This is a genomic window from Streptomyces sp. TRM70350, from assembly GCF_019219825.1.
Taxonomy (GTDB): domain Bacteria; phylum Actinomycetota; class Actinomycetes; order Streptomycetales; family Streptomycetaceae; genus Streptomyces.
In genome coordinates, this window is the sequence record NZ_JAHUXH010000037.1 from 28,311 (window position 1) to 52,796 (window position 24,486).

The following is a 24,486-nucleotide window of genomic DNA, read 5'->3' on the forward strand; positions in this document are numbered from 1 at the left end:
GGCTCAGGTGCGGGTCGCCCACACGTAGCGGTGTTCCGGGCGGCCCGCGTCGCCGTACTTGAGGGTCAGCGTGGCCCGCCCCGTGCGCTCCAGGAGCTTCAGATAGCGCTGGGCGGTCTGGCGGCTCACCCCGGTCCGTTCGGCGATCTCCTGGGCCGACAGGGGGCCTTGCGCGTTCATCAGGGACTGCCGTACGAGCTCGGCGGTGGTGGGCGAGTGCCCTTTGGGCAGGTCCGGCTCCGATGTCGCGGACAGCGCGCCGAAGATGCGGTCCACCTCCGCCTGTTCCGCCTCGCCGCCGCCGTCGAGGGTGCGGCGCAGCTCGGCGTACGCCTCCAGCTTGGCGCGCAGCCCCGCGAAGGCGAACGGCTTGACCAGGTACTGCAGCGCGCCCTGCCGCATCGCCGCCTGCACCGTCGTAATGTCGCGCGCCGCCGTCACCATGATCACGTCGGTCTGGTGGCCACGCCGGCGCATCTCCTGCACCACCGCGAGGCCCGTCTCGTCGGGCAGGTAGTGGTCCATGAGCACCAGGTCCACCTGCGGCAGCGCCTCCAGCTGCCGCAGCGCCTCGGCCGCGCTGTGCGCCTCCCCGGCGACATGGAAGCCCCGCACCTTCTCGACGTACGCGGCGTTCACACGCGCGACCCTGGTGTCGTCGTCCACGACCAGGACCTCGATCATCGTGACTCCTCCTCGGTGGCCCGCTGGGCCGACGGCACGGTGAGGGCCGGTTCCCCGCCCGGTTCCGCCAGGGCCTCGGGCAGGACGACGGTGAACTCCGCGCCGCCACCGGCGGCTTCGCCCACCGTCGCGGTACCGCCCTGCCGTTCCGCCAGCCTGCGCACCATGGCGAGCCCTATCCCGCGCTCCCGGTGCGCGGGCGGCTTCTTGGTGGACCACCCCTCGGTGAAGACCAACTCACGTTGCTCCGCCGGGATTCCGGGCCCGGTGTCCCGTACAGCGAGGACGGCGGTACGACCCTTGGCGTACAGCTCGACCTCCACGCGCGCGTGCGGCGTGCCCGCGGCCGCGTCCAGCGCGTTGTCCACCAGGTTGCCGACGATGGTGACCAGCCCCCGGGCGTCGACCAGGCGGTCCGGCAGGCTCGTGCGGCCCGAGAGGCGCAGGGCGACGCCCCGCTCGGCCGCGACGGTCGCCTTGCCGACCAGCAGCGCGGCGAGCAGCGGGTCCTCGATCTTCTCGGTGACCTGTTCCGCGGTGGCCCGGTGGTCGCCGACCACCTCGCCCACGAACTCCACCGCGTCGTCGTACATCTCCAGCTCCAGCAGCCCCAGAAGCGTGTGCATCCGGTTGGCGTGCTCATGGTCCTGCGCGCGCAGGGCGTCGATCAGGCCACGCGTCGAGTCCAGCTCCCGGCCGAGCTGCTCCAGCTCGGTGCGGTCGCGCAGGGTGGCGACGGCGCCCCCGTCGTCGGTGGGCATCCGGTTGGCGACCAGGACACGCTGGCCGCGCACCGTGAGCAGGTCGGTGCCGGTCACCCGGCCGGCCAGGACGTCGGCCGTCCGTCCCTCGCCGAGCGCCTCGTCGGGGGAGCGGCCCACGGCCTCGTCCCCGATGCCCAGCAGGCGCTGCGCCTCGTCGTTGAGCAGCCGGACCCGGCCCGTGCGGTCCAGCGCGACGACGCCCTCCCGGATGCCGTGCAGCATCGCCTCGCGCTCCGCGAGCAGCCCCGCGATGTCGGAGAACGCCAGGTCCCGGGTCTGCCGCTGCACCCGCCGGGAGATCAGCCAGGCGGCCAGCGCACCGACGGCCAGGGCGCCACCGGCGTATGCCAGCAGCTCCGGGATCGCGTGGATCAGCAGCGCGCGGACGCTGTCGTACGCGATTCCGACCGAGACCGCCCCGACGATCTCCCCGTCACCGTCCCGCAGGGGCACCTTCCCGCGCGCGGAGCGGCCCAGGGTGCCCTCGTCGATCTCCATGACCTCCTGGCCGGCGAGCGCGTCGCTGGGGTCCGTCGAGACATGCTTGCCGATCTGCGACGGTTCGGTGTGCGACCAGCGCACGCCCCGCCGGTCCATCACCACGACGTACTCGGCCTGCGTGGCCCGCCGGATCCGCTCCGCCTCCCGCTGGACGGGCCCGTCGGCCGTCGCGGGCGTGGTCCGGAGTTCCTCGGCGAGCTGCGGCTGCGCCGCGGTGGTCTGCGCGATGGCGAGCGCGCGCCGCATCGCCTGGTCGTCCAGCTGGTCGCTCAGCGGCGCGAGGAACAGCCCGGTCGCGAGCACCGCGACTCCCGCGGCGATCGCCACCTGCATCATCAGCACCTGCGAGAACACCCGGCGGGGCAGACCGAGGCGCAGGCGGCGCGCGGGGGGAGTGGGGCTCATACCCACGAAGGTACGTGGGGGAGCGCGGTGCACCGTAGAGGGGTGGGGCGGATCTCCTGCAGGGTCCGGTGCTCTGCGCCGGGCGGTGTCAGCTCGCGAGCGCCGAAGGCCTGAGTTCGCGCAGCGCCACCACGTCCATCCGCGCCGGTGCGCCCAGGATCGACGTGCCGCAGCTCTCCGCGCGCGGGGGCAGCGACACACCCTGGGCGACGATCACGCGCCAGCGGCGTCCGTCCGCATGGGCGACGGTCACCTCCCAGCGCGGTGCGGCGCCGTCCGTGCGTACGGCGTTCTCGGTCCGTACGACGCTCAGCGCGTCCGCCGCGTACTCGCCGACCGCCGTGCGCACGGCCAGCTCGGCCGCCTGACCGGGCCTCTCCCAGGCCGAGCGGCCACGGCAGCCCTCCAGGACGATCCGGCCCTCCTGGACGCCGTGCAGGACGTCCTTGACGGTGTGGGCCTCGGCGCGGCCGTACGCGTAGCCGTACGGCAGGACGAGCACCGTCGGCGAGAAGCGATGACCCCCCAAATGGGTGACCTCCCAGATGCCTCCCATCCCGGACGCGGCGAGCTCGGTCGCCAACGGGCGGCCCAGGAGGGCGCAGCAGCGGTCGCGCTTGCCGTTCGTGCAGACGAGGGCGAGCGGGGCACCTGTGTGGGGGCGGCCCTGCAGCGTGGCGTCGAAGGTGTGGTGGTCACCCATGCCGAGGGCGGTGAAGTCGAGGCCGAGCAACTGCGACGGGTCGTCGGTCGTGGCGGCGCGCAGCCATGCGCTGCCCGGCATGGTGTGGGCCGCGTACACCTGGCGGGCAGCGGGCGTGCCACAGTCGGCGTGGCGCCCGGGGCGGCGGATGAGCGCGATGCGTACGCCCGTGCCCTTCGCGGCCGCCTCCAGGGCTCGGCCCAGCGCGGGGTCCAGGTGGCTCGACGTGAGCGCCCTGGCGCCCCACGGACCCGGCTGTTCCACCAGGAGCCAGGTCCTGGCGGTCGCAGCGGTTCCGGAAACGGGCTCGTCAAGGTCCCGCGAGACGGTTGCACACCTACTCACAGAGGTGAGCCTAACCTGACTTCGTCCAGGGTGGCTTCCGGACGTCCCTGTGTCCTACTCCGGCAGGGGCTGCGGCGGCCGCGGACCCACGTACTGGCCGCTGGGGCGCATCCGCAGGGGCCGCTCGCCGTACTCCTCCAGGGCGTGGGCGATCCAGCCGGCCGTACGGGCCACCGCGAAGATCGTCTCGCCGGCGGTGGCGGGCATCCCGCAGGACGCGGTGAGCACGGCGAGCGCCAGGTCGACGTTGGCGTGCAGCGGGGCGTGCCGGGCGGCGGTGGCCACGACGTCCCGGGCGCCGGCCAGGGCGGGCTCGGCGTCGGGCATGTCCTCCAGCAGGGCGAACAGGGCACGCGCGCGCGGGTCCTCACCGGAGTACAGCCGGTGGCCGAGGCCCGGGATACGGCGGCCGGCCCGCAGCTCCGCCGCGATCACGGGCGCCGCGTCGCCCTGCTCCAACACCTCCATGAGCAGCCGGTGCGCGAGTCCGCCGGCCGCGCCGTGCAGCGGGCCCTCGATCACGCCGAGCCCGGCCGAGACGGCCGCGTAGGCGTGCGCCCGGGCCGACGCCGCGACGCGCACCGCGAGCGTCGAGGCGGCCAGGTCGTGGTCGACGAGCAGACCGAGCGCCGTGTCCAGGGCGCGCAGCGAGGCGTCATCGGGGTCGCGCTGGCTGAGCCGACCCCAGAGGCGCTGGGCCAGGGGGCCCTCGTCGCGGTACGTGTAGCGCACCGGAGGCAGCGCGGCGACGAGCGTGGGAATGAGCACGCGCGCGGTGCCCAGGACGGCCTCCTCGGAGAGGTCGAAGCGCAGCGGGTCCGCGCTGGCGGCGGCGACCGCGGCGACGCGCAACCGGTCGGTGGGGCCGCTGTGCTCGGGCAGGGCGCCGACCGCGCGCCGGGCGACGGCGACGGAGTCCTCGGGCGCGGTGAAGGTGATCCCGGGGCGCAGCCGACCCGTCCACAGCCACTCGGCGATCTCCTCGTAGCTGTGGCGCGCGGCCAGCTCGGTCGCGTCGACGCCCCGGAAGTAGTACCGGTCCTTGTCGATCAGCGTGATGCGGGTGCGGACGGCCATGTCGGCGGCGTGGGCCGGCCTCCCGCCGCTGTCCCGCCTGTTGCGCCGGGCGAGCGCCTCCACTTCCTCGGCGTCGAAAGTGCTGCCCCGGCCGCCGGGCGTGCGATGGCTGCTGAGCTGGCCGCGGCTCACGTAGGCGTACACGGTCTCCGCCTTCACGCCGAGCAGCTCGGCGGCCTCCTTGGTGCTCAGCCGCCGCCCGACGGGGCCGGGTTCTTGATCGCGCATGGGGGTCACCGTAGCGGCCTGGCCGGAATGTTGATGCAATCAACATTGACAGACGTCTAGTCAATCATGGACAGTCGCATCAAGTCCAGGGAGGAAATCATGTCCGTCAACAGGTCCGCATCCACTCCTGTCGACGTACCGCGAGGACTCGCGGGCGTCGTCGTGACCGACACCGAGATCGGTGACGTACGGGGTCTTGAGGGCTTCTACCACTATCGCCAGTACTCGGCCGTCGAGCTCGCGCAAACCCGCCCCTTCGAGGACGTCTGGCATCTCCTGGTCGAGGGCGAACTGCCGGACGCCGTGCGCGCGGCCGCCTTCGCCGCCGAGACCGCGGCGCTGCGGCGGCTGCCCGGCGAGGTGTCGGCGGCGCTGCCCGCCATCGCGGCGGCCGGCGGCGGCTCCGGTCCGCTCGCCGGGCTGCGCACGGCGCTCTCCCTGCTGGGTGCCGCGCAGGGCTTCCGCCCGCTGTACGACACCGACGCGGACCGGCGGCGCGAGGACACGCTCGAGGCGACCGCGGCCGTACCGACCGTGCTCACCGCGCTGCACCGGCTGGGGAGGGGGCTCGCTCCGGTGCCCCCGCGCGAGGACCTGTCGTACGCGGCGAACTACCTGTACATGTTGACGGGCGAGGAGCCGGATCCGCAGCGTGCTCGTGCGGTCGAGCAATACCTGATCTCAACCATTGATCACGGATTCAATGCATCAACCTTCACTGCGCGGGTCATCGCATCCACAGGCGCCGACGTGGCCGCATGCCTCGTGGGCGCGGTCGGAGCGCTCTCGGGGCCGTTGCACGGAGGCGCCCCGAGCCGGGCGCTGGACACCCTGGACGCGATCGGCACGGTGGACCGCATCGACCCCTGGATCCGGGAACGCGTCCTCGCCGGCGACCGCATCATGGGCTTCGGCCACCCCGTCTACCGCACCGAAGATCCCCGCTCCCGCATGCTGCGTGGCATCGCCCAGCAGTTCGGCGGGCCGCTCGTCGACTTCGCGATGGAGGTCGAGCGCCGGGTGGAGGCGATCCTCGCCGAGCTCAAGCCCGGCCGCGAACTGCACACCAACGTCGAGTTCTACGCCGGCGTGGTCATGGAACTCTGCGGCCTGCCCCGGGAGATGTTCACCCCCACCTTCGCCGCGGCACGGGTGGTCGGCTGGAGCGCCAACATCCTGGAACAGTCCCGAGACTCGAAGATCATTCGCCCGGCGGCGCGGTATGTGGGGCCGGAGCCGCACAGGACGGTGCCGGAGGGGGCTGACGTCAGGAGGCGCCTGCAGGGCCGCCGTTCCGCGCTTCCTGGATAGCCTGCTCGATGATCCGGAAGAGTTTTCCTTCGTCGCTGTCGGGCGGCAGGCCCTCCTTCGCTGCGCGCGACGCCGCCCAATAGCGCTGGAACGCGGGGCTCCGTATCAACGAACGGGCGTACTCGAGTAATGCCGTCTCGGTGATTCCTCCCCACTTGTACACGAGTAGGTAATGGCCGAAAGTCAGGTTGGCGAAAAGGTACTGGCGAACCACCTCGGGTTCCTCGTCCGGATAGTCGTTCCAGACGTGCGCCAGGTGGGGGTCGTCCATCACCATCTGAGTCAGCTGCACGTGCAGTGCGCGCAGGTCCGCCTCGGCACTGCGGCGCAATTCGTCCCGCGAGGCGATGAGTTCCTGGCGCTGCAACGCGAGTTCCTGGCGCTGCATACGCAGCTCTCGTTGCTGGAACAGCAAGGTGACTACGAGGAGAAGGAGCGCCAGGCCCGAGAAGACGGCGCTCATCCCTCCGAAGTAGTTTCCGAGGGCGCTGCGTTCCATCGCTGTCTGTCGTCCGCCGTTGGCTTCCTCGACTCCACTGACGAGCCAGCCGCTGACCGCGATGGAGGCGACACCCACGAGGATCGTTCCGGCGATCGCCGCCGCTCCCCATGCGCAGAACCAGATCAGCGATTGACTCAAACGTCGATGCGCCATGAATCCCTCCCCAGGTCGGCGGGATACTGCCCGACGCCTGGGGCGGGAAACCGGGTGGGGAGGACGAGCACGGCGCCGGAGTCGGTTACCTGGGATCAGGCCTCAGGAATGTCCTTCTTGGCCCTCACCAGGGTCTCCCTGGTGACGATGACGATCCGTTCGTGATCCGCCCGGGGGTGCGTCGTCAGGGAGTTGCGCTTCCAGCGCCTCGGTGGCGTCCGTACCGATTACGGCGAAGTTCCCGTCGGACAGTTCGAAGAGGTCAGGGCAATGGGGGCCCCAACGCTGCCTCGCTCACGTGGAGATGCGCCGATCCGACGGAGGATCTTCAATTGGATTTCCTTTGGTCCGCGACTGAGGGGCGGGCACACTACTGCTCCGGCTGATGGTGCGTGCTTGTGGAACTCTGTCTTCACCCAGCCGTGAGAACCGTTGTACGTCATGCGGAAGGTAACCGCGGTGGCGTCGTGCGCAGTTGTGGACTTGACCTGTTCTTGTGCGTCGGGTGGTTCGCCGACGAGCCACCACTCGTCCCTGTCCCTCTCCCCGAGGTGGCGAAGGACGTCATCGACCAGGCGCCCCAACTCTGCCTCGTCCGATCCAGGGGGCAGAGCGTCGCGCCGGCCCCGCGTCGCCGCCCCGTGCCCGTCGAAACAGTCGAGCACTTCGTCCAGCTCCGCGCTGTCCATGGCCTCGAGCGAGTCGATCGTGTGGCGTCGCACGAACAGGACAGCGAGAAGAAGCGCAGCCGACGCCATGACCGCGTCCGCGGCGGTCAACCCCCGATTCAGGCGGCCGTCCGCCGGTCGTCGGGGTGCGGGTCGAGTGGAGGGGACCGGCGAGCGATGGGCGGCGCTTGCCGTCTCCCAGGGTCTTGCCGTCTCCCAGGGTGCCGAGCGGCTCTGGTCGGCTGGGAGGCGGCGAGGACGCGCACGGAAGGAAGCGAGGGTCGCACGAACCGGCGCCATGCCCAACGTCTGCCCCGCTCGTGCTGCTAACAATCGTTCACTTCGCGGAGATTCTGCGTGCTCGTATCCTGGCCCGGCATACAAGTTCCGTAGGCGCGCCGGGCCGTGAACCGGTGTGCGCGTAGGCGTGAGAGAGGTCGCACGGTGGGCCAGAGCCCGAGTCCCCAGCAGATCCCGGTCGTCGTACTCGCCGGATTCCTGGGCTCCGGCAAGACGACGTTGCTCAACCACCTCCTGCACCGCAGCGGAGGCAGCCGTATCGGCGCCATCGTGAACGACTTCGGGGCCATTGAGATCGACGCCATGGCCGTGGCCGGGGCGCTGGGGGATTCCACCGTCTCCCTCGGCAACGGCTGCCTCTGCTGTGCCGTCGACGCCGGTGAGCTGGACGTCTACCTCGAACGGCTGGCCCGCCCCGATGCCGGGATCGACGTCATCGTCATCGAGGCCAGCGGACTCGCCGAGCCCCGGGAACTGGTGCGGATGGTGCTGGCCAGCGAGCATCCGGGCATCGTGTACGGCGGGCTCGTCGAGGTCGTCGACGCCGCCGAGTTCGGCGACACGCGCGCGAAGCATCCCGAGATCGACCGGCACCTCGCCCTCGCCGACCTCGTCGTGGTCAACAAGACCGACCGGGCGCCGGACGCCGAGCACGTCCTCGCCCTCGTCCGATCCCTCACCGACCACGCCGCCGTCGTTCCGGCGACATACGGCCGTGTCGACCCCGAGTTCCTCTTCGACTGCCGACCCTCCCGGGAGCGCATCGGGCAGTTGTCCTTCGACGACCTGCACGATGATCACGACCAGCACGAGCACGAGCACGGCGGTCATCTGCACACCGCCTACGACAGCCTCTCCTTCGTCTCCGAAGTGCCCCTCGACCCGCGCCGCTTGATGACCTTCCTCGACAGTCGACCCGAAGGCCTCTACCGGATCAAGGGCTACGTCGACTTCGGCCCGCACGACCCGCGCAACCGCTACGCCGTGCACGCCGTCGGGCGGTTCCTCCGCTTCTACCCGGAGCCCTGGGGTCCGGACGGCGAACGCCTCACCCAGCTCGTCCTCATCGGCGCCGGCATCGACGTCCCCGCCCTCGACAAGGAGCTCGCGGCGTGCAAGAGCGACACCCCACACGCCGATGAGCACGGCATGTGGGGCGTCCTGCGCTACGTACCGGATGCGCGGGATCCGGACGGCCCGGACCCCGAGGAGCCTCCGGTCTAGACCGGCCCCGCCACCGCCGCCACCGGCTTCGCCAGGGACACGCCCGAGCCGTCGCGGCGCGGGTCCATCTCGGGGAGGCCGGTCGGCGAGCCGTTCTTCTGCGCGGCCCGCGCCGGAGCGGCGCCCGCCCAGGCGAAGGACAGACAGTCCTCGCCCTTCAGGAACCGCTGGCAGCGCACTCCGCCGGTCGCCCGGCCCTTGCGCGGGAACTGGTCGAACGGCGTCAGCTTGGCGGTCGTCTGCACGGAGTCGTCCAGCGTGCCGCGCGAGCCCGCGACCGTGAAGACGACCGCGTCCGCCGCCGGATCCACCGCCGTGAAGGAGATGACCTTGGCACCCTCGGCCAGCTTGATGCCCGCCACACCGCCCGCCGGACGGCCCTGGGGGCGGACCTGCGAGGCCTGGAAGCGCAGCAGCTGCGCGTCGTCCGTGATGAAGACCAGGTCCTCCTCACCCGTGCGCAGCTCGACCGCGCCGACGATCCGGTCGCCCTCCTTGAGGGTGATGACCTCCAGCTCGTCCTTGCTGGCCGGGTAGTCGGGCACCACGCGCTTGACGATGCCCTGTTCCGTGCCCAGCGCGAGTCCCGGGGAGGACTCGTCGAGCGTGGTCAGGCAGACCACCGTCTCGTCGTCCTCCAGGGAGACGAACTCGGCGAGCGGCGCGCCCCCCGAGAGGTTGGGCGCCGACGTGGTCTCCGGGAGCTGCGGGAGGTCGATGACGTTGATCCGCAGCAGTCGGCCCGTCGAGGTCACCGCGCCCACCTCGCCGCGGGCCGTGGCCGGCACCGCCGAGACGATCACGTCGTGCTTGGTGCGTTTGGCGGCGGCGCCCTCGGGGAACGGCTCGGCGTTCATCGTACGGGCCAGCAGCCCCGTCGACGACAGCAGCACCCGGCACGGGTCGTCGGCCACCTGGAGCGGAACGGTGGCCACCTGGGCGGCTGCCGACTCCAGCAGGACCGTACGCCGCTCGGTGCCGAACTTCTTGGCCACCGCCGCCAGTTCGGAGGAGACCAGCTTGCGCAGCTCGGTGTCCGACTCCAGGATCCGGGTCAGCTCCTCGATCTCCGCGGTGAGCCGGTCCTTCTCGGCCTCCAGCTCGATGCGGTCGTACTTGGTCAGGCGGCGCAGCGGCGTGTCCAGGATGTACTGCGTCTGGACCTCGCTCAGCCCGAAGCGCTCCATCAGGCGCTCCTTGGCCTGCGCGGAGTTCTCGCTGGAGCGGATCAGGCGGATCACCTCGTCGATGTCCACCAGGGCCGTGAGCAGGCCCTCGACCAGGTGCAGCCGGTCGCGCTTCTTGCCGCGGCGGTATTCCGAGCGGCGGCGCACGACCTCGAAGCGGTGGTCGAGGTAGACCTCCAGGAGTTCCTTCAGGCCCAGGGTGAGGGGCTGGCCGTCGACCAGGGCGACGTTGTTGATGCCGAAGGACTCCTCCATCGGCGTCAGCTTGTAGAGCTGCTCCAGGACCGCCTCCGGCACGAAGCCGTTCTTGATCTCGATGACCAGGCGCAGCCCGTGCTCACGGTCGGTGAGGTCCTTGACGTCGGCGATGCCCTGCAGCTTCTTCGAACCGACCAGGTCCTTGATCTTGGCGATCACCTTCTCCGGGCCGACCGCGAAGGGCAGCTCGGTGACGATCAGGCCCTTGCGGCGCGCCGTCACGTCCTCCACGGACACCGTCGCCCGGATCTTGAACGTGCCGCGGCCCGTCTCGTACGCGTCGCGGATCCCGGAGAGGCCGACGATCCGGCCGCCGGTGGGCAGGTCGGGGCCCGGGACGTGCCGCATCAGGGCGTCGAGATCGGCGTTCGGGTGCTTGATCAGGTGGCGGGCGGCCGCGATCACCTCGCGCAGGTTGTGCGGCGGCATGTTCGTGGCCATGCCGACCGCGATCCCGGACGAGCCGTTGACCAGCAGGTTCGGGAAGGCGGCGGGCAGGGCCACCGGCTCCTGCTCCTGGCCGTCGTAGTTGGGCGCGAAGTCGACCGTGTCCTCGTCGATCGACTCCGTCATCAGGCTCGTGGCCTCGGCCATCCGGCACTCGGTGTACCGCATGGCGGCGGGCGGGTCGTCGTTGCCCAGCGAGCCGAAGTTGCCGTGGCCGTCGACCAGAGGCACGCGCATGGAGAACGGCTGGGCCATGCGGACCAGGGCGTCGTAGATCGACGCGTCGCCGTGCGGGTGCAACTTACCCATGACCTCGCCGACCACGCGGGCGCACTTCACGTAGCCGCGGTCGGGGCGGACGCCCATCTCGTTCATCTGGTAGACGATGCGGCGGTGCACCGGCTTGAGACCGTCACGGGCGTCCGGCAGGGCTCGGGAGTAGATGACCGAGTACGCGTACTCGAGGAAGGAGCCCTGCATCTCGTCCACGACGTCGATGTCGAGGATCCGCTCCTCGTACGAGTCGTCGGGCGGCGGGGTCTTCGTGCTGCGGCGGGCCATCGCTGCCGGCTCCTCCTGTTTTCTGATCGTTCGCCCACGGGGCGCTCAGGTCCCTGCGGCTCACTCTTGCTGAAGCGTGAACGGCATCTGACGCGGACCATTGTGGACCGCGCCACTGACAACGCGGACCCTGGACCCGACGTCGGCCGCCGGCCCCGCGCTGCCCCGCAGGCTACGCCCTCGCGGCGGGCGACCCGGATCTTGCTCAGAGCGGATGCGTTCCGGGAACTTCACACCAGGTCCGCGCGCTTGCATACAGTGGCAGGACTGGCAGGAAATCCGCGGTTTCCCGACCGCACCGCGATCGAAGGGACGTACATGCCCATGGGTCACACGGCCACAGCCGAGGCAGGCTCCGGCGGCCTGACAGCGACAGAGCACCGCCTGGAAAACGGCCTGCGCGTGGTGCTCTCCGAGGACCACCTGACCCCGGTCGCGGCGGTGTGCCTCTGGTACGACGTCGGCTCGCGCCACGAGGTCAAGGGACGTACCGGCCTGGCTCACCTTTTCGAGCACTTGATGTTCCAGGGCTCCGCCCAGGTCAAGGGCAACGGGCACTTCGAGCTGGTGCAGGGCGCCGGCGGCTCGCTCAACGGCACCACCAGCTTCGAGCGCACCAACTACTTCGAGACCATGCCCGCCCACCAGCTGGAACTCGCCCTCTGGCTGGAGGCCGACCGCATGGGCTCCCTGCTCGCGGCCCTCGACGACGAGTCCATGGAGAACCAGCGGGACGTCGTCAAGAACGAGCGCAGGCAGCGCTACGACAACGTCCCCTACGGGACCGCTTTCGAGAAGCTGACCGCCCTCGTCTACCCCGAGGGCCACCCCTACCACCACACGCCGATCGGCTCGATGGCCGACCTGGACGCGGCGACCCTGGAGGACGCGCGCGCGTTCTTCCGCACCTACTACGCGCCCAACAACGCGGTGCTGTCGGTCGTCGGCGACATCGACCCGGAGCAGACGCTCGCCTGGATCGAGAAGTACTTCGGCTCCATCGCCTCGCACGACGGCAAGCCTGCCCCGCGCGACGGCTCGCTGCCCGAGATCATCGGCGGGCAGCTGCGCGAGGTCGTCGAGGAGGAGGTCCCGGCGCGCGCCCTGATGGCCGCCTACCGGCTCCCGCACGACGGCACGCGCGCGTGCGACGCGGCCGACCTCGCGCTGACCATCCTCGGCGGCGGCGAGTCGTCCCGCCTGTACAACCGGCTCGTCCGACGGGACCGTACGGCGGTGGCGGCCGGGTTCGGCCTGCTGCGGCTGGCCGGAGCGCCCTCCCTGGGGTGGCTGGACGTGAAGACGTCCGGGGACGTCGAGGTGCCGGTCATCGAGTCCGCCATCGACGAGGAGCTCGCCCGGTTCGCCGAGGAGGGCCCGACGGCCGAGGAGATGGAACGCGCACAGGCCCAGTTGGAGCGTGAGTGGCTGGACCGGCTCGGCACGGTCGCCGGCCGCGCCGACGAACTGTGCCGGTACGCCGTGCTGTTCGGCGACCCGAAGCTCGCCCTGACCGCCGTCCAGCGGGTCCTCGAAGTGACGGCCGAGGAGGTCCAGGAGGTCGCCAAGGCCCGCCTGCGGCCCGACAACCGCGCGGTGCTCGTCTACGAGCCGACCGCCCCCGAAGCCACCGACGACAGCGACGGCGCGGAAGCCGCCGCCACCGACGACACCGAGGAGGCGGCCCAGTGACCGAGCTCGCCACGATGGAATTCCACCCACAGCCGCAGGCGGGCGAGGCCCGCCCCTGGGCGTTCCCGGCCCCCACGCGCGGGACGCTCGACAACGGCCTGACGGTGCTGCGCTGCCACCGCCCCGGCCAGCAGGTCGTCGCCGTCGAGGTGCTCCTGGGCGCGCCCCTGGACGCCGAGCCGGCCGGCCTCGACGGCGTCGCCACGATCATGGCGCGGGCCTTCTCCGAGGGCACCGACAAGCACTCCGCCGAGGAGTTCGCCGCCGAGCTGGAGCGCTGCGGCGCCACCCTCGACTCGCACGCCGACCACCCCGGCGTCCGGCTGAGCCTGGAGGTCCCGGTCTCCCGGCTGCCCAAGGCCCTCGGACTGCTCGCCGACGCCCTCAGGGCGCCCGCGTTCGCCGACAGCGAGGTCGAGCGGCTGGTCCGCAACCGTCTCGACGAGATCCCGCACGAGCTGGCCAACCCGGCCCGGCGGGCCGCCAAGGAGCTCTCCAAGGAGCTGTTCCCGGCCTCCTCGCGCATGTCGCGCCCGCGCCAGGGCACCGAGGAGACGGTCGCGAAGATCGACTCCGCCGCCGTACGCGCCTTCTACGAGCGGCACGTCCGCCCCGCCACCGCCACCGCCGTGGTCGTCGGCGACCTCACCGGCGTCGACCTCGACGCGCTGCTCGGCGACACCCTGGGCGGCTGGACCGGCGCCCCGGCGCAGCCGCGGCCGGTGCCGCCGGTGACCGCCGACGACAGCGGCCGCGTGGTCATCGTGGACCGCCCCGGCGCCGTCCAGACGCAGCTGCTGATCGGCCGCGTCGGCCCCGACCGGCACGACCGTGTGTGGCCGGCCCAGGTGCTCGGCACGTACTGCCTGGGCGGCACCCTCACCTCCCGCCTGGACCGCGTGCTGCGCGAGGAGAAGGGCTACACCTACGGGGTGCGCGCGTTCGGCCAGGTGCTGCGCTCCGCCCCCGACGGCAGCGGCGCCGCGCTGCTCGCCATCAGCGGTTCCGTCGACACGCCGAACACCGGCCCTGCGCTGGAGGACCTCTGGACGGTCCTGCGCACGCTCGCCGCGGAGGGCCTCACGGATGCCGAGCGGGACGTCGCCGTGCAGAATCTGGTCGGTGTGGCGCCGCTGAAGTACGAGACCGCGGCGGCGGTGGCGGGCACCCTGGCCGACCAGGTCGAGCAGCACCTGCCCGACGACTACCAGGCGACGCTGTATCAGCAGCTCGCGGCGACCGGGACGGTGGAGGCCACCGCGGCGGTCGTGAGCGCCTTCCCGGTGGACCGGCTGGTGACGGTGCTCGTCGGTGACGCGGCGCAGATCAAGGCGCCCGTCGAGGCCCTCGGCATCGGCGGAGTCACCGTCGTGACGGCCGAGTAGAGGCCGCCGGACGGCACGCGCGCGTAGGGGCCCTGGTGACGGATCCGTCACCAGGGCCCCTTTATGTCCCAATTGGGGGAGAGGTTGCCTGTCTGCCCTGTGGGATGCGCTACAAACTCCCTGATGCGTTTGGGGTTTGAAAGATGTCCCGCTTAGCGTCATCCAGGCTGTTCGTCAGGCAGTGCGCCGCACCCGCGGCACCGGACAGTCATCGCCGAGTCCCCGTACGGCGCGAGCCAGGGGAGCCGGGGACCCAACCACGCAGTCCCTGGGGTGAATCGGACGCCCGCGCGCACGCGAGGGAGTCCGTAGGAGACCTTCCTGCTCCGAACCCGTCAGCTAACCCGGTAGGCGAGAGGGAAGGAAAGGACCAGCCACTACATGGCGTTCACGCGCGCCACCGGGAAGCATCGCCGTCCCAGCCGGATGAGGCGCACCGCCGCCCACGCGACGGGCTTCGCGGCGCTCACCACCACCGGAGTCGTCGGCAGCCTGGCCGCTCCCGCAGTCGCCGCCGAGCCTGCGGCCGAGCAGACAGGCCTCCTCCCGGTCATCACCATCGGCGACGCGGTCGCCGAGCAGATCGACGCCCAGGCCGCCGCCCAGAAGCAGGCCGCCGCGGAGGCCGCCGCCCAGAAGAAGGCCGAGGCCGCCGCCAAGAAGCGCGCCGAGGAACGGGCCAAGGAGGCGCGCGAGGCCAAGGAGCGCGCCGCCCGCGAGGCCGAGCGCAAGCGCCTCAACACCTACGTGGCGCCGATCAGTGGCTCCTACGTCTCCACCGGCTACCGGGCCGGCGGCTCCCTGTGGTCCTCCGGCAGCCACACCGGTGTCGACTTCCACGCCGCGAGCGGCACGCCCGTGCACGCGGTCGGCTCCGGCACCGTGGTCGAGGCCGGCTGGGGTGGGGCGTACGGCAATCAAGTCGTGATCAAGATGAACGATGGTACGTACACCCAGTACGGTCACCTGTCGTCCATCGGCGTCTCGGTGGGGCAGACGGTCACCCCGGGGCAGCAGATCGCCCTGTCCGGCGCCACCGGCAACGTCACCGGAGCGCATCTGCACTTCGAGGCCCGGACGACCGCGGAGTACGGCACGGACATCGACCCGGTCGCCTACCTCCGCTCGCACGGCGTCAGCATCTGAGGGCGGATCACCCCGCTTCCCGTGGCCCCGGCTCCCGAGCCGGGGCTTTCGGCGTGTCGTACGCCTGTATGTCCAAAAAATATCCATGGATTCCGACCCGCCATCGGAAATTCCGGCTCATTGCAATAGAGTCACGGAACACACGTCAATCGTCGACGTTCACGGGGATTAAGGCGGAGGTCGGGCATGCGTATTCCGGCGCACTCGGTGTGCACGGCGATCCGGGACGACATCGTCGCGGGTGTCTACGAGCGTGGCGGCCGGCTCACCGAGGAACTCCTCGCGCGCCGCTACGGCGTCTCGCGCGTCCCCGTCCGTGAGGCCCTGCGCACGCTGGAGGCCGAGGGCTTCGTGGTGACCCGGCGGCACGCGGGCGCGTGCGTGGCGGAACCGACCGAGCAGGAGGCCGCCGACCTGCTGGAGATGCGCATGCTGCTGGAGCCGCTCGGTGCCTCCCGGGCCGCCCAGCGGCGCACCGAGGCCCACCTCAAGGTGTTGCGCGGCCTGGTCCGGCTGGGCCAGGAGCGGGCCAGGCGGGGCAACAGTGAGGACCTGCGTTCCCTGGGCGGCTGGTTCCACGAGACGCTCGCCCAGGCCTCCGGCAGCCCCGCGCTGATCGCGATGCTGACCCAGTTGCGGCACAAGATCGCCTGGATGTACGCCGTGGAGGCGCCCGTCAGCCCCGTGGAGTCCTGGACGGAGCACGGCGCGATCGTGGACGCCGTGGCGCGCGGCGACAGCGACCGCGCGCGGGCGATCACGGCCCTGCACACCGAGCGTGCGACCGGCGCGCACCGGCTCCGTTTTTCCGGCAACGGCGACCGCGCGGACCGTGTGAGAACTTCGCAACACGGCGTAAACATGTCAGGCCTGCGGCATTAACACGGGCGCCGTATACAAAGAAGAGATATTTGGCGGCGGTGTATTTCCGCTGCCCTTTTTCGACGTGTCATGAATTCCCGTGACGTCGGCTGTGAAAACGCGGTCAAGGGTGCCGGGAAACGGCGAAGCCGCGCCGCCCGGAAGGGCGACGCGGCCTCGGGAATGCCGTGCGCGGGCTCAGACGGTCTCGGGAAGCTCCTCGAGCCCCTCGGAGACCAGCTTGGCCAGACGGTCGAGCGCGGCGTCGGCGCCCTCGGCGTCGGAGGCCAGGACGATCTCCTCGCCACCCTGGGCGCCCAGACCCAGGACGGCCAGCATGGAGGCCGCGTTGACGGGGTTGCCGCCCGCCTTGGCGATCGTCACCGGGACGCCTGCGGCCGTGGCGGCTCGGACGAAGATGGAGGCGGGGCGGGCGTGGAGGCCCTCGGCCCAGCCGACGTTGACGCGGCGCTCAGCCATGTGATGCTGCCCTTCAGGTGTTCAGGGTTGTCTAGACCAGTTTCCCATATCGTGAAGCATGCCCGGACGGGTGTTCGCCCCGTCCGGACGCGGCACCGGACCGCGGCCTCGGTCCGGCGTTCGTCCTTCCACAGACTGCCTCGCGCCGTTGTCGGACGCGAGCCGTACTCTGGGCCCCATGCAGAGCTCGTCGGACCGGCACGAGTACCCCGCCCACTGGGAAGCCGACGTGGTGCTGCGCGACGGCGGCACCGCGCGCATCCGCCCCATCACCGTTGATGACGCCGAGCGCCTGGTCAGCTTCTACGAGCAGGTCTCGGACGAGTCGAAGTACTACCGCTTCTTCGCGCCCTACCCGCGCCTGTCCGCCAAGGACGTCCACCGCTTCACGCACCACGACTTTGTGGACCGGGTGGGACTCGCGGCCACGATCGGCGGCGAGTTCATCGCCACCGTACGCTATGACCGCATCGGCGCCGACGGGCTGCCCGCGTCCGCGCCGGCCGACGAGGCCGAGGTCGCCTTCCTGGTGCAGGACGCCCACCAGGGGCGCGGTGTCGCCTCCACCCTCCTTGAGCACATCGCCGCCGTGGCCCGCGAGCGCGGCATCCGCCGCTTCGCCGCCGAGGTGCTGCCCGCCAACACCAAGATGATCAAGGTGTTCACGGACGCCGGATACACGCAGAAGCGCAGCTTCGAGGACGGTGTCGTACGCCTGGAGTTCGACCTCGAACCCACCGACCGCTCGCTCGCGGTGCAACGCGCGCGTGAGCAGCGCGCCGAGGCGCGGTCGGTACGGCGGCTGCTGGTCCCCGGCTCGATCGCCGTCGTCGGCGCGGGGCGCGCGCCCGGGGGCGTGGGCCGCAGCGTGCTCGGCAACATCCGGGAGGCCGGCTTCACCGGCCGTCTCCACGCCGTGAACAGGGCGCTTCCCGAGGGACAGCGGGAGCTCGACGGGGTGCCGGCGTACCGGTCGGTGCGGGACATCGACGGGCCCGTCGATCTCGCGGTCGTGGCGGTGCCCGCGGAGCACGTGCCCGAGGTCGTCACCGAGTGCGGGGAACACGGGGTGCAGGGCCTCGTCGTGCTCTCCGCCGGGTACGCCGAGAGCGGGCCCGAGGGACGCGAGCGCCAGCGTGAACTCGTGCGGCACGCGCGCGCGTACGGCATGCGGATCATCGGGCCGAACGCCTTCGGGATCATCAACACCTCCCCGGACGTGCGGCTCAACGCCTCACTGGCCCCCGAGATGCCGCGTCCCGGGCGGATCGGGCTGTTCGCGCAGTCCGGGGCCATCGGCATCGCCCTGCTGTCCCGGCTGCACCGGCGCGGGGGCGGGGTCACCGGCGTCACGGGCGTGTCGACGTTCGTCTCGTCCGGCAACCGCGCGGACGTCTCCGGCAACGACGTACTCCAGTACTGGTACGACGATCCGGACACCGACGTGGTCCTCATGTACCTGGAGTCCATCGGCAACCCTCGTAAGTTCACCCGCCTCGCCCGGCGGACGGCGGCGGCGAAGCCGCTGGTCGTGGTGCAGGGCGCACGCCACGGAGGCGCGGCACCGCAAGGACACGCCGTACGGGCGACGCGGCTGCCGCACGCCACGGTGTCCGCGCTGCTGAGGCAGGCCGGGGTGATCCGGGTGGACACGATCACCGAGCTGGTGGACGCCGGGCTGCTGCTCGCGCGCCAGTCGCTGCCGGACGGGCCGCGCGTGGCGATCCTCGGGAACTCCGAGTCGCTGGGACTGCTGACGTACGACGCCTGTCTGGCCGAGGGTTTGCGGCCGCAGCCTCCGCTGGACCTCACGACGGGGGCCTCACCGGAGGACTTCCGGGAGGCGCTGGCGCGGGCGCTGGCCGACGACACCTGTGACGCCGTCGTGGTGACCGCGATACCGGCGGTGGGGGAGGGGTCGGCGGGGGACGCGGCGCTGGCGGAGGCCCTGAGGTCGGCCGCGGCGATGGTCCCCTCCAAGCCGGTGCTGGTGGTGCATGTGGAGCTGGGCGGGCTCGCGGACGCGCTGTCCGCCGCTGCGAGCACCGCACCACAGGCCGGTCCGAGAGTGAGACCGGCCCCTGAACCGGAAGCGCGCACCGCGCCCGCACCGCCCCCCGCCGGCTCCCACCTCATCCCCGCCTACCCCGCCGCCGAACGCGCCGTCCGCGCCCTCGCCGAGGCCGTCAGGTACGCGCAGTGGCGGCGCGAGGCCGCCGACCCCGGGAAGGTGCCCGAGTACGACGACATCGACGAGAAGGGCGCCGCGCAGCTGATCGGCGGGCTGCTCGCGCGCGGGCAGGGGCTCACGCTCGGCACGGAGGAAACCTGCGAGCTGCTGGGCCGGTACGGCATCCACGTGCACCGCGCCCTGCCCGCCCCCACCCCCGACGACGCCGCGCAAGCCGCCCGCACCCTCGGCTACCCGGTCGCCCTGAAGGCCACCGCACCGCACCTGCGCCACCGCGCCGACCTCGGCGGCGTACGGCTCGATCTCGCGGACGAGGAGCAACTGCGGCGGGCGTACGCCGAGTTGACGGAGCTGTTCGGCAAGCCCGAGGAGCTGCGGCCGGTCGTGCAGCGGATGGCCCCGCGGGGGGTCGACACCGTCGTACGGGCCGTGATCGACCCGGCCGCCGGAGCGGTGCTCTCCTTCGGGCTCGCGGGAGCCGCCTCCCAGCTGCTCGGCGACACCGCGCACCGGCTGATCCCGGTCACCGACCGCGAGGCGACCTCACTGATCCGGTCGATCCGGACCGCGCCCCTCCTCTTCGGCTGGCGCGGCTCCACCCCCGTCGACACCCCCGCCCTTGAACAGCTGCTCCTGCGGGTGTCCCGCCTGGTCGACGACCACCCGGAGGTGGTCGCGGTCACCCTGGAGCCGGTCGTCGTCGCCCCGCACGGCCTGAGCGTCCTCGGCGCCTCCGTCCGCCTGGCCCCGCCGCCCGCCCGCGACGACCTGGGCCCACGGACCCTGCCGACGTACTGAGCCCCGGGCCTGGACCGCCCGAGCGGTGCCTCGCAGTCAGTGGGCCCCCGTAGGATGGACGGCATGGCCAAGACCAGTACGACGACCCAGGGGCTGCGTGCGGCGATCGAGCGCAGTGGCTACTACCCGGCCCTCGTGGCCGAGGCGGTGGAGGCCGCTGTGGGCGGTGAGCCCGTCCGGTCGTACCTGGTCCATCAGGAAACGACGTTCGACCAGAACGAGGTGCGACGGCATGTGACCGTGCTCGTCCTCACCGACAACCGCTTCATCGTCAGCCACACCGACGAGCAGGCCGCCGACAGCACCTCCCCGACGCCGTACGCCACGACGTCGACGGAGTCGGTGAGGCTCGACCGGATCTCCTCGGTCGTGGTCAGCCGGGTGGTCGCCAATCCGGAGTCGTACACGCCGGGCACCCTCCCGCGCGAGGTCGTGCTGACCATCGGCTGGGGTGCCGTCTCGCGTATCGACCTGGAGCCCGCCGCCTGCGGCGACCCCAACTGCGAGGCCGACCACGGCTACACGGGCAACTCGACGGCGGACGACCTCAGCCTGCGCGTCAGCGAGGCCGGGGACGGCCCGGACACGGTCCGCCAGGCGCTGGCGTTCGCGCAGGCCATCTCAGAGGCGACCGCGGACCCCGCACGCTGATGGCCCAGCCCGCACACGCCTGGGACGACCACCCCGAGCCCCTCGCCGTCGACTCCGCCCCCTGCCCCGAGTACGGCACGGGCTCGCTCGCCGACCTGCTGCCCACGCTGGCCGCGGGCATGGGTGTACCCGGCATGACCGCCGCGATCACCGAGCTGACCCCCGCCGACCGGGTCTGCGTGTTCCTGATCGACGGGCTCGGCTGGGAGCAGCTGACGGCGCACCCCGCGGAAGCGCCCTTCATGACCTCGCTCCTCGCCACCTCACGCGGCGGCACGGGCCGCCCCCTCACCGCCGGGTATCCGGCGACCACCGCGACCTCCCTGGCCTCCGTCGGCACCGGAACCCCGCCGGGCGCGCACGGCCTGCCCGGCTACACCGTGCGCAACCCGGCCACCGGCGAGCTGATGAACCAGCTGCGCTGGCAGCCGTGGACCGAGCCGCGCGCCTGGCAGCCGTACCCCACGGTCTTCGAGCTGGCCGACCGCGCCGGGGTGCACGCCGCCCAGGTCTCGTCGCCCGGCTTCCAGCACACCCCGCTGACGAAGGTCGCGCTCAGCGGCGGAACGTTCCACGGGCGGCTGACCGGGGAGGAGCGCATGGACCTCGCCGCCGAGCAGCTCGCCGCCGGGGACCGCAGCCTCATCTACACCTACTACGCCGAACTCGACGGCGCCGGACACCGTTTCGGCCTCGCCTCCGACACCTGGGTCGGCCAGCTCATGTACGTCGACCGCCTGGTCCAGCGTCTGGCCGAACAGCTGCCGCCGCGCAGCGCGCTCTACGTCACCGCCGACCACGGCATGGTCGACGTGCCCTTCGACGAGGAGCACCGCATCGACTTCGACGAGGACTGGGAGCTGCGCGCGGGTGTCGCCCTGCTGGGCGGCGAGGGCCGCGCGCGGCACGTGTACGCGGTGCCGGGCGCCGAGAACGACGTACTCACCGTCTGGCGCGAGGTGCTCGGCGAGCAGTTCTGGGTGGCCTCGCGGGACGAGGCGATCGCGGCGGGCTGGTTCGGCCCGCACATCGACGAGCGGGTGTACGCGCGCATCGGCGATGTGGTCGCGGCCGCCCGCGACGACGTCCTGCTCATCGCGTCCGAGCGGGAGCCCAAGGAGTCGTCGATGGTCGGCAACCACGGCTCGATGACCCCTGCCGAGCAGCTGGTCCCGCTGCTCGAAGTACGCTCCTGACACCCGCCCTCTTTCGAATACTCCGCCGAAAGGTGCTCAACTTCCCATGCCCGAGCTGGTGTTCTTCTCCGGAACGATGGACTGCGGGAAGTCGACGCTGGCTCTCCAGATCGAGCACAACCGCTCCGCGCGCGGGCTGCAGGGCATGATCTTCACCCGCGACGACCGCGCCGGCGAGGGCAAGCTGTCCTCCCGGCTCGGCCTGGTGACGGACGCGGTCGAGGTCACCGACGGCATGGACCTGTACGCGTACCTCGTCGACCACCTCTCGCAGGGCGGGCGCGCGGACTACGTGATCGCGGACGAGGCGCAGTTCCTGGCGCCGGAGCAGATCGACCAACTCGCGCGCGTCGTCGATGATCTGGGCCTGGACGTCTACGCCTTCGGCATCACGACCGACTTCCGCACCAAGCTCTTCCCCGGTTCCCAGCGACTGGTGGAGCTGGCCGACCGGGTCGAGGTGCTCCAGGTGGAGGCCCTGTGCTGGTGCGGCGCCCGGGCCACGCACAACGCCCGTACGGTCGGCGGCGAGATGGTCGTCGAGGGCGCCCAGGTGGTCGTCGGCGACGTCAACCAGGCGGACACCGTCGGCTACGAGGTGCTGTGCCGTCGGCATCACCGACGCCGAATGACGGCCGCTTCGGCGCACGCGGCGGCACTGTCGCCCGACGTGCTGCCGGTGTCACCGGGCTGAACGGTCAGCGCCGGTCTGTCTGCATCGCAGTACCGGTCCTTCTGAATCAGTACCGGTCTGCCTGAATCAACGCCGGTCTGCCTGAATCAGGGAGAAGCGTGCGCCCTCGGGGTCGGCCACCGTGGCCACGCGCCCGTGCGCGCTGTCGTGCGCCGGTTTGAGCACATGTCCGCCGAGCCCGACGACATGGTCCAGCGCCTCGTCCGTGTCGGCGACTTCGAAGTACGTCAACCAGTGCGGGCCCCGGTCGCGGGGCAGCGACGTGCCCACGCCGTGCAGACCGGCGACCGGGCGGCCGTGGAGGTGCAGGGTGAGGTAGTCGATGTCGGTGGAGGCGACCGGTTCCTCCTGGTAGCCGAAGACGGTCCTGTAGAACTTGGCGACGCTCTCCGACTCGAAGGTCATCAGTTCGTGCCAGGCCGGTGTCCCGGGCACCCCGGCGATGCCGGTGCCGCGGTGGGCCGCGGCCTGCCAGACGCCGAAGACGGCGCCCGAGGGGTCCGAGCAGATGGCGAGGCGCCCGGCGTCCTCCGCGTCGAGAGGGCCCACGCCGACCGTGCCGCCGCACAGGCGGATCGTCTCAGCGGTCTGGTCGACGTCGTCGGAAGCCAGGTATGGCGTCCAGGCGATGGGGAGATGCCGGTCCGGGGACAGCCGGCCGATGCCCGCCACCTCGCGGCCGTCGAGCAGGGCCCGCACGTAGGGGCCGAGTTGCTGCGGGCCGGGGCGGAACTCCCAGCCGAACAGAGTCCCGTAGAACTCCTGGGTCGCGGCCAGGCCGTGCACCATCAGGCTCACCCAGCAGGGCGTGCCGGGCGCGTACCGGGCGTGCGCTCCCCCGTTGCGGTCGGCCGACCCCCGTGCCTCGGTCATCGTCACCCTCTCCTCGGCCCCTCGCGGTGGCCGCGTCGCTTCCGCTCTCGGACCCCGTGCCGATGCTCGCACCACCCTCAGGGTCCGGCCCTCCGGGCACGCCGCCGCATTCCGCCCCGCGCCCGGAAGCTGCCCGATCTGCGGTTTCTCGCCCGTTTCGCGGCGATTGCTCTGAGGTTCGATCGGCTCTACAGCATGTGCCCGATCCCGTACGCGTGGTGATCGGGCCTGTCCGGCCGAGCAGAGTAGCCGGACATGGACGATGCGGCCACCCCGTGCGCAAGGATGGTGGGTATGAACGCCCTCATCACCGCATCCGAACTCGTGAGCGACCTGGCGGGGCCCCATCCGCCCGTGCTGCTCGACGTCCGCTGGCAGCTGACTGTGGCCAAGGCGGCCGGTGAGCCGCCCTTCGACGGCCGGGCCGAGTACGCGGCCGGGCACATCCCCGGCGCGGTCTTCGTCGACCTGGACCGCGAACTGGCCTCCGCGCCGGGCGCGCACGGGCGTCATCCGCTGCCGGACCTGGCGGAGTTCGGCGCCGTGATGCGCCGGGCGGGTGTGTCGTCCGGGCGGCGGGTCGTCGTGTACGACGGCGGCCAGGGCTGGGCCGCGGCGCGCGCCTGGTGGCTGTTGCGCTGGACGGGGCATCCGGACGTGCGGGTGCTCGACGGGGGGTTGCCCGCGTGGGAAGGCGCCCTGTCGGTGGAGGAGCCGACGCCCGAGGAAGGCGACTTCCGGCCGGAGGCCGGCGCCGAGGGGCTCCTGGACGCGGCCGCGGCCGCGGCGCTGGCCCGTTCGGGGGTGCTGCTCGACGCGCGGGCGGCGGAGCGGTACCGGGGCGACGTGGAGCCGATCGACCGGGTGGGTGGGCACATCCCCGGGGCGGTGTCGGCGCCGACGAACGAGAACGTGGGGGCGGACGGTCGCTTTCTGCCCGCCGAGGAGCTCCGGGCGCGCTTCAACGCGCTGGGGGCGTACGACGGGGCGAAGGTGGGCGTGTACTGCGGTTCCGGGGTCTCCGCGGCGCACGAGGTGCTGGCGCTGGCGGTCGCGGGGATCCCGGCGGCGCTGTACGTGGGCTCGTGGTCGGAGTGGTCGTCGGATCCGGCACGGCCGGTTGCGGTGGGGCCGGATCCGCAGTAGCAGCCCCAGCGCCGCCATGCGCCGAGGGCCCGCACCTGGTCGGGTGTGGGCCCTC

The 24,486-nt window shown here is 71.9% G+C and carries 19 protein-coding genes, 1 pseudogene and 1 riboswitch; of the genes and pseudogenes, 11 read left to right on the forward strand and 9 right to left on the reverse strand.

What is annotated here, in order from left to right:
* Nucleotides 1-3: 3 nt before the first annotated feature.
* The 4 genes from KWI83_RS33395 to KWI83_RS33410 form a co-directional block, all read right to left on the reverse strand.
* Nucleotides 4-684, reverse strand: coding sequence for a response regulator (locus KWI83_RS33395; protein ID WP_218518136.1), 681 nt, complete (start codon nt 682-684; stop codon nt 4-6).
* Complete coding sequence (locus KWI83_RS33400; protein ID WP_218518137.1) at nt 681-2,354, reverse strand: sensor histidine kinase; 1,674 nt, start codon at nt 2,352-2,354, stop codon at nt 681-683. Before KWI83_RS33400 ends, KWI83_RS33395 begins: the two co-directional genes overlap by 4 nt.
* A gap of 88 nt (nt 2,355-2,442) precedes the next feature.
* Complete coding sequence (locus KWI83_RS33405) at nt 2,443-3,402, reverse strand: sucrase ferredoxin (protein ID WP_218518138.1); 960 nt, start codon at nt 3,400-3,402, stop codon at nt 2,443-2,445.
* Between the two features lie 54 nt (nt 3,403-3,456).
* The gene (locus tag KWI83_RS33410) at nt 3,457-4,707 is read right to left on the reverse strand and encodes a citrate synthase (RefSeq protein ID WP_218518139.1); all 1,251 of its coding nucleotides are present in this window, start codon (nt 4,705-4,707) and stop codon (nt 3,457-3,459) included.
* Nucleotides 4,708-4,806: 99 nt separating this feature from the next.
* Between KWI83_RS33410 and KWI83_RS33415 the strand changes: the two genes are divergently transcribed.
* The gene (locus tag KWI83_RS33415; protein ID WP_218518140.1) at nt 4,807-6,018 is read left to right on the forward strand and encodes a citrate synthase/methylcitrate synthase; all 1,212 of its coding nucleotides are present in this window, start codon (nt 4,807-4,809) and stop codon (nt 6,016-6,018) included.
* Here the strand turns inward: KWI83_RS33415 and KWI83_RS33420 are convergent.
* The gene (locus KWI83_RS33420; protein ID WP_256363160.1) at nt 5,975-6,673 is read right to left on the reverse strand and encodes a DUF6082 family protein; all 699 of its coding nucleotides are present in this window, start codon (nt 6,671-6,673) and stop codon (nt 5,975-5,977) included. The two genes, KWI83_RS33415 and KWI83_RS33420, sit on opposite strands and share 44 nt — an antisense overlap.
* Before the next feature lie 95 nt (nt 6,674-6,768).
* Nucleotides 6,769-7,005 (reverse strand): annotated as a pseudogene (locus tag KWI83_RS39355) (hypothetical protein).
* 780 nt (nt 7,006-7,785) lie between these two features.
* Between KWI83_RS39355 and KWI83_RS33425 the strand changes: the two are divergent.
* Nucleotides 7,786-8,865, forward strand: a complete 1,080-nt coding sequence (locus tag KWI83_RS33425; RefSeq protein ID WP_218518141.1) for a GTP-binding protein — start codon at nt 7,786-7,788, stop codon at nt 8,863-8,865.
* Here the strand turns inward: KWI83_RS33425 and KWI83_RS33430 are convergent.
* Nucleotides 8,862-11,318 carry a DNA topoisomerase (ATP-hydrolyzing) subunit A gene (locus tag KWI83_RS33430; protein ID WP_218518142.1) on the reverse strand — a complete coding sequence of 819 codons (2,457 nt, stop codon included), beginning with the start codon at nt 11,316-11,318 and terminating at the stop codon, nt 8,862-8,864. The genes KWI83_RS33425 and KWI83_RS33430 overlap by 4 nt on opposite strands.
* A 318-nt stretch (nt 11,319-11,636) precedes the next feature.
* Between KWI83_RS33430 and KWI83_RS33435 the strand changes: the two genes are divergently transcribed.
* The 4 genes from KWI83_RS33435 (at nt 11,637) to KWI83_RS33450 (ending at nt 16,423) form a co-directional block, all read left to right on the forward strand.
* The gene (locus tag KWI83_RS33435) at nt 11,637-13,010 is read left to right on the forward strand and encodes a pitrilysin family protein (protein WP_218518143.1); all 1,374 of its coding nucleotides are present in this window, start codon (nt 11,637-11,639) and stop codon (nt 13,008-13,010) included.
* Nucleotides 13,007-14,395, forward strand: coding sequence for a pitrilysin family protein (locus tag KWI83_RS33440; RefSeq protein WP_218518144.1), 1,389 nt, complete (start codon nt 13,007-13,009; stop codon nt 14,393-14,395). The genes KWI83_RS33435 and KWI83_RS33440 overlap by 4 nt, the downstream gene beginning before the upstream one ends.
* A 202-nt stretch (nt 14,396-14,597) precedes the next feature.
* Nucleotides 14,598-14,764: riboswitch (cyclic di-AMP (ydaO/yuaA leader) on the forward strand.
* 12 nt (nt 14,765-14,776) lie between these two features.
* On the forward strand, nt 14,777-15,541 hold the full coding sequence (locus KWI83_RS33445) for a M23 family metallopeptidase (RefSeq protein ID WP_218518145.1): 765 nt from the start codon (nt 14,777-14,779) through the stop codon (nt 15,539-15,541).
* Nucleotides 15,542-15,727: 186 nt separating this feature from the next.
* Nucleotides 15,728-16,423, forward strand: a complete 696-nt coding sequence (locus tag KWI83_RS33450; protein WP_218518146.1) for a GntR family transcriptional regulator — start codon at nt 15,728-15,730, stop codon at nt 16,421-16,423.
* Between the two features lie 177 nt (nt 16,424-16,600).
* Here the strand turns inward: KWI83_RS33450 and KWI83_RS33455 are convergent, their stop codons facing one another.
* Complete coding sequence (locus KWI83_RS33455; RefSeq protein ID WP_014675499.1) at nt 16,601-16,882, reverse strand: HPr family phosphocarrier protein; 282 nt, start codon at nt 16,880-16,882, stop codon at nt 16,601-16,603.
* Nucleotides 16,883-17,060: 178 nt separating this feature from the next.
* Between KWI83_RS33455 and KWI83_RS33460 the strand changes: the two genes are divergently transcribed.
* From KWI83_RS33460 to KWI83_RS33475, 4 genes are read left to right on the forward strand one after another with little or no spacing between them, the layout of a single operon-like run.
* A complete protein-coding gene (locus KWI83_RS33460) occupies nt 17,061-19,871 on the forward strand; it encodes a bifunctional GNAT family N-acetyltransferase/acetate--CoA ligase family protein (protein WP_218518147.1) in 2,811 nt (936 codons plus the stop codon).
* A gap of 54 nt (nt 19,872-19,925) precedes the next feature.
* Complete coding sequence (locus tag KWI83_RS33465; protein ID WP_218518166.1) at nt 19,926-20,522, forward strand: DUF5998 family protein; 597 nt, start codon at nt 19,926-19,928, stop codon at nt 20,520-20,522.
* Nucleotides 20,522-21,718 (forward strand): alkaline phosphatase family protein, encoded by a 1,197-nt coding sequence (locus KWI83_RS33470; RefSeq protein WP_218518148.1) that lies wholly within the window; start codon nt 20,522-20,524, stop codon nt 21,716-21,718. Before KWI83_RS33465 ends, KWI83_RS33470 begins: the two co-directional genes overlap by 1 nt.
* A 46-nt stretch (nt 21,719-21,764) precedes the next feature.
* Nucleotides 21,765-22,412: a thymidine kinase gene (locus KWI83_RS33475; RefSeq protein WP_218518149.1), complete on the forward strand. Its 648-nt coding sequence runs from the start codon at nt 21,765-21,767 to the stop codon at nt 22,410-22,412.
* Nucleotides 22,413-22,478: 66 nt separating this feature from the next.
* Here the strand turns inward: KWI83_RS33475 and KWI83_RS33480 are convergent, their stop codons facing one another.
* Entirely contained in the window at nt 22,479-23,285 is an 807-nt protein-coding gene (locus tag KWI83_RS33480; protein ID WP_218518150.1) for a VOC family protein, read from the reverse strand.
* 294 nt (nt 23,286-23,579) lie between these two features.
* Between KWI83_RS33480 and KWI83_RS33485 the strand changes: the two genes are divergently transcribed.
* Entirely contained in the window at nt 23,580-24,431 is an 852-nt protein-coding gene (locus tag KWI83_RS33485; protein ID WP_218518151.1) for a sulfurtransferase, read from the forward strand.
* The last annotated feature ends 55 nt before the right edge of the window (nt 24,432-24,486 follow it).